Origin of the sequence: Bacteroides sp. 1001302B_160321_D4, assembly GCF_015667765.1 — a bacterium.
Classification (GTDB): Bacteria; Bacteroidota; Bacteroidia; order Bacteroidales; family Bacteroidaceae; genus Bacteroides; species Bacteroides xylanisolvens.
In genome coordinates this window covers 43,601-49,832 of the sequence record NZ_JADPLO010000053.1, presented here as the reverse complement: position 1 = coordinate 49,832, position 6,232 = coordinate 43,601, and the positions used below count along the sequence as shown (strand labels likewise).

The 6,232-nt window shown below is 38.9% G+C and carries 7 protein-coding genes and 1 pseudogene; 5 read left to right on the top strand and 3 right to left on the bottom strand.

From position 1 onward, the window contains the following. From KFO40_RS18740 to KFO40_RS18730, 3 genes and pseudogenes are all read right to left on the bottom strand, one after another. The coding region (locus KFO40_RS18740; protein WP_211146697.1) for a beta-ketoacyl-ACP synthase III at positions 1–993 on the bottom strand (993 nt) is incomplete at its 3' end. A 309-nt stretch (positions 994–1,302) separates the two neighbouring features. Next, positions 1,303–1,551 (bottom strand): annotated as a pseudogene (locus KFO40_RS18735) (DnaB-like helicase N-terminal domain-containing protein); the annotation flags it as partial. Between the two features lie 285 nt (positions 1,552–1,836). After that, positions 1,837–2,139 (bottom strand): DUF4248 domain-containing protein, encoded by a 303-nt coding sequence (locus tag KFO40_RS18730; RefSeq protein ID WP_055236512.1) that lies wholly within the window; start codon positions 2,137–2,139, stop codon positions 1,837–1,839. Positions 2,140–2,371: 232 nt separating this feature from the next. Here KFO40_RS18730 and KFO40_RS18725 point away from each other — a divergent pair, with 232 nt between their 5' ends. The 5 genes from KFO40_RS18725 to KFO40_RS18705 all read left to right on the top strand — a co-directional run bounded on the left by KFO40_RS18725 (position 2,372) and on the right by KFO40_RS18705 (position 6,214). Next, positions 2,372–2,779 carry a hypothetical protein gene (locus KFO40_RS18725; protein WP_087317949.1) on the top strand — a complete coding sequence of 136 codons (408 nt, stop codon included), beginning with the start codon at positions 2,372–2,374 and terminating at the stop codon, positions 2,777–2,779. Between the two features lie 112 nt (positions 2,780–2,891). Continuing rightward, positions 2,892–3,299 carry a hypothetical protein gene (locus KFO40_RS18720; RefSeq protein WP_008770983.1) on the top strand — a complete coding sequence of 136 codons (408 nt, stop codon included), beginning with the start codon at positions 2,892–2,894 and terminating at the stop codon, positions 3,297–3,299. A 3-nt stretch (positions 3,300–3,302) separates the two neighbouring features. After that, complete coding sequence (locus KFO40_RS18715) at positions 3,303–4,607, top strand: DUF3440 domain-containing protein (protein WP_008640579.1); 1,305 nt, start codon at positions 3,303–3,305, stop codon at positions 4,605–4,607. Further along, positions 4,604–5,146 (top strand): IbrB-like domain-containing protein, encoded by a 543-nt coding sequence (locus tag KFO40_RS18710; protein WP_004313605.1) that lies wholly within the window; start codon positions 4,604–4,606, stop codon positions 5,144–5,146. The genes KFO40_RS18715 and KFO40_RS18710 overlap by 4 nt, the downstream gene beginning before the upstream one ends. Before the next feature lie 702 nt (positions 5,147–5,848). Beyond that, a complete protein-coding gene (locus KFO40_RS18705) occupies positions 5,849–6,214 on the top strand; it encodes a hypothetical protein (protein ID WP_004313606.1) in 366 nt (121 codons plus the stop codon). Positions 6,215–6,232 lie beyond the last annotated feature (18 nt).

Sequence of the window (6,232 nt, the reverse complement as noted above, 5' to 3'; positions counted from 1 at the left end):
TCCATCATATCCCCATTTTATATAAATAGCTCCCCAGGCAAATCCTGCTCCGAATGCAGTGAGAATTAGGTTATCTCCTTTTTTGAGTTTATCTTCAAAATCCCAAAGGCAGAGTGGGAGAGTGCCTGCACTGGTATTACCGTATCGTTCAATATTAACCATGACCTTTTCGGCGGGAACTTCCAAACGTTGTGTTACAGCAGTGATAATGCGTTGATTAGCTTGATGGGGAATCACCCAGTCGATATTCTCTTTGCTTAGATGGTTTCTTGCAATAATAGATTCACAGGCATCTGCCATGTTAGATACCGCGTATTTGAATACAGTGCGTCCTTCCTGATAGATGTAGTGCATTTGATTATCCAATGAATAATAAGAAGGGGTGCATACGGAACCACCGGCTTTAATATGTAAAAAAGGTAATCCTTTACCATCTGTCCTTAACACAGCATCCATAATACCCAAATCTTCAGTAGTAGGTTCAAGCATGACGGCTGCTCCGCCATCGCCGAAAATAGGACAAGTTGCCCGATCGGTATAGTTTATTATTGACGACATCTTTTCAGCACCTACAACCACCACTTTCTTGTAATTTCCGGAACGGATAAAGTTAGCTCCTGTTTCCAATGCATATAAAAAACCACTGCAAACGGCCTGTATGTCGAAAGCAAAAGCTCTTTTCAGTTCCAGTCTCTCACATAAAATAGAAGCAGTGGAAGGAAGGCGGTAATCAGGAGTTGTTGTAGCTACAATTACCAGATCAATATTATCCGGATTTGTATGGGTGCGTTTTATCAGTTGTTTGACAGCTTTACGAGCTATGTAAGAAGTTCCTAGTCCTTCATCTTTCAGAATACGCCTTTCCTTAATACCAATACGCCCCATAATCCATTCATCGGTGGTATCTACCATTTTTGAAATCTCATCATTGGTCAAGATATAATCGGGTACATATCCTCCGACTCCTGTAATTACTGCGTTTATATTTTCCATTTGTTTTATCTAGTTTGGTAAATTGAATAAGGAGGTTGATCCAATAATAAAAATGCGGGCGCAAATATATGGAAAAGAGACTGAAATCCAATATTAGTTTGTGAAACTGTAGCCTTTTTAATTAATAAAAAGGAATATTTGACCAAATTTTGTCTAACTTTTTAATTGACGATTTTTGTTTAAAGTGACGGACTGTCGTAAATACTTGATTGATAGAGCATCATGAGTGCTATTCCAATATTGGCAACCAAGAAGTTTGTCGAGTAACTTGTTTGGGCATAAAGATGGCATATCGGTTATTCAATTTGTATAAAACCCTCCTATAAATTCGAGCTTGCCACGCCGGGCAAATTTTTCTTTTATGGTCATGATATCAATTACTCGCCCGGCATGGTACATACTTTGCAAGGCAGCATAAATCTCACGGTTCGTTTCAGTGTAAAATACTTCCGGCCGTAATATGCCGGCAACCAGTGTAATAGCTTTGCTTTCCAGCAGGCAGGCACCGAGCACGACTTCTTCGAGTTCGGCGTCCTGTGGGTTTGTTATCTCACTCATTTTCTTTTCTAATAATCATATTCATTCATAAATGCCTTATTTGACAGGTAGTCCGGTTGGTTGAGGTGTACAATTTTACGGTTATGAACGGCTAAATATTTTAATATTGGCTCATGTGTCCAATACCCCTGATTATTGCCCATATTTTTGGACCTCTCTGTCTGCCTTCTTCTACTCTTGCTCAAACGCCCTGTTAAAAGGGGAGGCCGGCATGCCTATCTTAGCACTTCGACCACCCCTTCATCCATTAATATATAAATGAAAAAAAAAATGTATTAAAATACATTATATCTTTTTCCCCATTTTCGGGACAGCAAGATATGAATTCTTTTTTATCATTTCGTATACTAATGCAGGCGTTCCCCAGAACCTTACAATAATCGCAATTTGCTGAGGAGTGAGCGTTGTGGTATGCGGGGTGAATCCCGCTTCCGTGAGTTGGTTCAGTAATACCGCATGTTCTTTGATGATCCGACGGAACGCTTTCACCGCTGAACAATTATACTGATAGTTCGGAAAATAAGCTACTGCCACTTCGGACAGTGCATGGCAGCCATGAAGCAGCCAGTCAAAAGATTGATTATCCATTGTTTAAAATATTTAAATATTCCGCAAAAGTACGATTCGTTTCATTGGAAGGAAAAACCGATTTTATGATGCTGGTAATTTAAATGTGTTATAAGTATGAATATTTTTAAATAAAAATCTAATTATTTAAACAATCTTCTCTATATTTGCATGTGAGATTAGATTTTATATGGCATTTTTTCCGGTTAGTAATCAGTAAGGTCAAACCGTTTATATATAACTAAATTTTATAATGTCAAAAGGAATAGAGATCATAAAAGATCGTTTACAACGAAAGCGTGAACAGTACATTCGTCAGGAAGAGAAAATAGAACAAATGAAATGTACAATGCAAAACACTAGCGAGGAAATAGAGCAGCTGGAATATGTTCTTAGTGAAATGGAACACATATCGGATACGCATCGTGAGCCACGAGTGATTCCCAATGACAAAGTGGGAGACGTGTTTGCATATCTCTGTCGGGTGTTTGAGTTTTTACAGCATCGCTTAAAGCTGCATTTTAAATATAAACTGGCATGTGAAGTCATCTTTGCCCGTTATCAATTTCAAAGCCGGTCGCATACTCCCGGGCGGGAATATCTAAGCTTTGCCACCATACTGACTTACTTTAAACGTGAGAGAGGAATGACGGACGGGTGATTTCAAAAATATCGAAATATAGAGATAATAACATGAAAAACAAATGTTTTAGGAACAGAAATGACGAATTTGATATTTTTTCCTTATTTTTGTGTGTCCATTTTTGAATGATATGATGCAGATAATACGATTAAAAGGAAAAGACAAACATTTATATCGGCTTCTGGCGCCGATGGTGATGGATCCCGAAGTGATACGCGCAAACAATAATTACCCTTTCAAGACGGGCGAAGAGTATGTGTGGTTTATTGCGATTGAAGATAAAGAAGTGGTGGGCTTCGTGCCGGTGGAACAGAAAAGCCGGAAGAAAGCTGTAATCAATAATTATTATGTAAAGGCAGAAGACGCCGGACGGGAGGAAATCCTGTCGCATTTGTTGCCTGCCGTCATTGCGGAATTCGGGCCTGAGAGTTGGTTGCTCAATTCGGTCACACTGGTACAAGATAAAGAAACATTTGAAAAGTTTGAATTTGTATCGATGGACAAGAAATGGACACGGTATGTAAAAATGTATAGATAACTTATGGCGAAAAAGAAAATAGCAGGCACAAAGAATGTATATGAATTAGCACAAGAACGACTGAAAGTTATATTTAATGAATTTGATAATATATATGTGTCATTCTCCGGAGGTAAAGACAGCGGGGTACTGCTGAATATGTGTATCGATTATATCCGGAAGAATAACCTGAAGGTACGTTTGGGAGTTTTTCACATGGATTATGAAATCCAGTATAAAATGACCATCGACTATGTGGACCGGATGCTGGAAGCTAACAAGGATATTCTGGATGTGTACCGGGTATGTATTCCTTTCCGTGTGGCTACCTGTACCTCGATGTATCAATCCTTTTGGCGTCCCTGGGAAGATAATAAAAAGAATATATGGGTTCGTTCCATGCCTAAAAAGGCAATGACTAAAGATGATTTTCCTTTTTATAATACAACCATGTGGGATTATGAATTCCAGATGCGCTTTGCGCAATGGATACATACTAAAAATGACGCTGTGCGCACTTGTTGTCTGATCGGAATCCGTACACAGGAGAGTTTCAACCGGTGGAGGTGTATCTATATGAGCCGTAAATTCCAGATGTATCATAAATACAAATGGACTTCAAAAGTAGGGAATGATATTTATAATGCCTATCCTATATTCGACTGGAAGACGACGGATGTATGGACGGCCAATGGAAAATTCCAGTGGGATTATAATACTTTATATGACCTTTACTATCGTGCTGGAGTCAATTTGGAGCGTCAGCGTGTAGCAAGTCCTTTTATTAACGAAGCGCAAGAGAGCCTGCAACTTTACCGGGTGCTAGATCCCAATACCTGGGGTAAAATGGTCGGAAGGGTGAACGGTGTGAACTTTACCGGTATGTATGGCGGTACTCATGCGATGGGATGGCAGTCGGTGAAACTTCCCGAAGGATATACATGGCGTGAGTTTATGTATTTCTTGTTGTCCACTTTGCCGGAACGGGCGAGGAAAAACTATCTCCGTAAACTATCAGTGAGTGTGAATTTCTGGCGGACAAAAGGTGGATGCCTAAGTGATGCTACCATCCAAAAGTTGATTGATGCGAAAGTGCCGATTATCGTTATGGACAACAGTAACTACAAAACGTTGAAAAAACCGGTACGTATGGAATATCAGGATGATATCGACATTCCGGAATTCAAAGAAATACCCACGTATAAGCGAATGTGTGTTTGTATTCTTAAAAATGACCATGCCTGCAAATATATGGGATTCTCACCTACGAAGGAGGAGATGAGTAAGAGGAGTCAAATTATGGAACAATATAGAATCATAGTATCATGAGTGTAGATAAAAGCCCTGTTTACGAGGTAAAAGCGGTACCCGTAGAAAAAGTATATGCGAACGATTATAATCCGAATGTCGTTGCACCGCCTGAAATGAAGTTGCTGGAACTTTCTATTTGGGAAGATGGCTTTACGATGCCATGTGTATGTTACTACAATAAAGATGAAGACCATTATATACTGGTGGACGGCTACCATCGCTATACGGTATTGAAAACTTCCCAACGAATCTATAAGCGTGAAAACGGCTTATTGCCGATTGTGGTGATAGACAAAGACCTGTCTAACCGTATGAGTTCGACCATCCGGCACAACCGTGCGCGTGGAATGCATAACATTGAATTGATGTGCAATATTGTTGCGGAACTTGACAAGGCAGGTATGTCCGATCAATGGATAATGAAAAATATTGGTATGGATCGTGATGAATTGTTGCGCCTGAAACAAATTTCAGGTCTTGCTGATCTGTTTGCTAATCGCGAATTCAGTATTCCTGATGAGGTGGCACCTACGGAAACTGAGCGTAAAACCTTATAATTTGATAACTATATATACATATAGAAATTGAACTTTTTGTCATTTAGGCACAAATTATACAAGTTATTGGGCTGTTTTGTTGTATAAAATAGCTATGTCTTTTGTCTAATTTGTGCCTAAGTTGTGTCTAAATGACACAGAAAACCATAACTTCCCTCCATTGTCCAAGTTTTTATGAGAGAAACTTGGGATTTTTTAATGTTCGCATATCGAAAGAAATGAGGATATTAAATATTTTTGTTGTGAATTTCGTAACCCTCTTGTTCGCTACCTGCATAATTAGCCCCTTTATTCTAAGTTGATTCTCTGTAACAGAAATGAATACAATTTTGTATCTCCTTTAATATTCCGAAATTTGCAATATGAGATTTGGACAAAAATATTGTCCAGAGAGAAAAGCAAAAAGAGAAATAAGAGAGATATACAAGAAGTAGAAGAAAGTATATTGGAGAATTAATGAGAGAAATAACAAAACTTACAATCAGTATTTTATATTTGATTTTTTTATTATCTGTGATGTGTGTGCAGGGGTCGAATGTGACCGGCACTCTCTTTCAATTAACATCGAAGGTGACAACTTGTGCGGATATATATGCCAGGTTGTTGACTAAGCCGTTGAGCAATCCTTTGCTTGGCTCTCTGTCTTATTAGTGACACTCAAGAAACTATCCCCATGAATTTATAACATTAAAAACAGGAAATTTGGAAAAAGAAGTTCATATTAGACAAAGGGAAGCTGTTCCTGCTACGGGAAGTACACTTCAGCTCATGCCTACTGGAAATTCAAATTCGGAGGTGTATGAAATCGATTATTTCTGCCTTACGGGCGAAGTGGATGAAAGTGCTAAAAATTGGATTCGTCTGTATTCTTCCGTAATGCCGGAGGGACATACAGGAGAAGAACGCATTATCGTTGAAGACGGTAAGATCTATATTAAGGTATTGCCCAATGTAGAGGCGGATTCCAGAAACGGAATCGTACATCTCACAACAATGGTGTCTTCCGTTAAAACGGGCATCAGTAATGTGCAACGCATAAAAATAGATGTTACTCAATTGGGGCAATAAACAACAGTAAATGTGATA

Bases quoted from the DNA above. Each gene is read 5' to 3' on its own strand.
- KFO40_RS18730 (WP_055236512.1), bottom strand. From the start codon at position 2,139: ATGGATAATCAATCTTTTGACTGGCTGCTTCATGGCTGCCATGCACTG.
- KFO40_RS18725 (WP_087317949.1), top strand. From the start codon at position 2,372: ATGTCAAAAGGAATAGAGATCATAAAAGATCGTTTACAACGAAAGCGT.
- KFO40_RS18710 (WP_004313605.1), top strand. From the start codon at position 4,604: ATGAGTGTAGATAAAAGCCCTGTTTACGAGGTAAAAGCGGTACCCGTA.
- KFO40_RS18715 (WP_008640579.1), top strand. From the start codon at position 3,303: ATGGCGAAAAAGAAAATAGCAGGCACAAAGAATGTATATGAATTAGCA.
- KFO40_RS18720 (WP_008770983.1), top strand. From the start codon at position 2,892: ATGATGCAGATAATACGATTAAAAGGAAAAGACAAACATTTATATCGG.